At 45.7% G+C, this 549-nt stretch carries 2 tRNA genes and 1 rRNA gene; all 3 read left to right on the top strand.

Going from position 1 to position 549, the window contains the following annotated elements:
- A 16S ribosomal RNA gene (locus HBR93_RS26775) occupies window positions 1–64 on the top strand; the annotation flags it as partial.
- Window positions 65–186: 122 nt separating this feature from the next.
- Window positions 187–263, top strand: a tRNA-Ile gene (locus HBR93_RS26770).
- A 10-nt stretch (window positions 264–273) separates the two neighbouring features.
- A tRNA-Ala gene (locus tag HBR93_RS26765) sits at window positions 274–349 on the top strand.
- The last annotated feature ends 200 nt before the right edge of the window (window positions 350–549 follow it).

Genomic DNA, 549 nt, shown 5'->3' with positions numbered 1-549 from the left:
CATGACTGGGGTGAAGTCGTAACAAGGTAGCCGTAGGGGAACCTGCGGCTGGATCACCTCCTTAATCGACGACATCAGCTGCTCCATAAGTTCCCACACGAATTGCTTGATTCATTGAAGAAGACGATAGAAGCAGCTTTAAGCTCCAAGCTGATAGCTCTTAGCTAATCAGTTGCGCTCGAAATTGGGTCTGTAGCTCAGTTGGTTAGAGCGCACCCCTGATAAGGGTGAGGTCGGCAGTTCGAATCTGCCCAGACCCACCAATTTTGTTATGGGGCCATAGCTCAGCTGGGAGAGCGCCTGCCTTGCACGCAGGAGGTCAGCGGTTCGATCCCGCTTGGCTCCACCATTAACTGCTTCTGCTGTTAGAGTTTAGAAATGAATATTCGGTAATGAATATTGATTTCTAGTCTTTGATTAGATCGTTCTTTAAAAATTTGGGTATGTGATAGAAAGATAGACTGAACGTTACTTTCACTGGTAACGGATCAGGCTAAGGTAAAATTTGTGAGTTACTCAAATTGAGTATTATCGAATTTTCGGCGAATG

Origin of the sequence: Pseudomonas sp. WS 5411, assembly GCF_012985595.1 — a bacterium.
Taxonomy (GTDB): Bacteria; Pseudomonadota; Gammaproteobacteria; order Pseudomonadales; family Pseudomonadaceae; genus Aquipseudomonas; species Aquipseudomonas shahriarae.
Note: the sequence above shows the minus strand (reverse complement) of the source record. Positions and strands in the feature narration are given on the sequence as shown.